The organism is Collinsella sp. Sow4_E3, from assembly GCF_052116285.1.
Taxonomy (GTDB): domain Bacteria; phylum Actinomycetota; class Coriobacteriia; order Coriobacteriales; family Coriobacteriaceae; genus Collinsella.
Window position 1 is genome coordinate 1 of sequence record NZ_JBQKLJ010000081.1, and the last position, 716, is coordinate 716.

Here is a 716-nt window from a genome sequence, read left to right on the forward strand (position 1 = left end):
CAAGACATTGTTAAAGATCGCGGTCAGATACTCATTGATTTTACGATCGTCCATTTTTATCCCTCCATCTTATTTGACTTTCAAAGTATACAACAGATTAGTTTGAAAGTCAAATATTTCTATTGAACAATCATTACTTCCCTTTAAAAACCGGACGACGTCTTTCTGAGTGAGCGATGACTCCTTCTTTAAAATCCTCTTTAAAGGCCAATTCTCTTTGTAAATCCAATTCTAACTTGGCATAGTCCTGCCAATTCTCAAATTCACTCTTCCAAACCAATTGTTTAATAGCAGAGTAAGAATTGATGGAGCCTCGCAAGAGTTTTTTACACAGTTGCGCCACTGTTTTTTCCAGTTTTTCTGATTCAACCACTTTATAAACAATACCATAGTCATGAGCCTTTTGTGCTGGTAAAGCTTCTCCTGTCATGGTTAACTGGCTAGCCCGATTGACACCGATGGAGCGAGATAAGAGGAAAATCCCTCCAGCGTCTGGGGCCAAACCTACTCCTACAAAAGCTTGGATAAATTTTGTTTTTTCTGATGAAATGACAAAATCCGCAGCGACAGCCATATTTGCTGCCGCACCAGCAACAGGTCCATCCGTTACCATAATAACAACTTTCGACAATTGCTTTAAGGAAAAGGATATAGTATTGACCAACTCAGCAATGCGAACGAGTGAAGGAATATCATCCTCATCAACTGCTCGTTTC

At 39.5% G+C, this 716-nt stretch carries 1 protein-coding gene; it reads right to left on the reverse strand.

The features are described from left to right. Nucleotides 1–133 precede the first annotated feature (133 nt). Nucleotides 134–716 (reverse strand): enoyl-CoA hydratase (locus tag ACTQ48_RS11335; protein WP_441571007.1); only part of this gene is annotated, 583 nt, incomplete at its 5' end.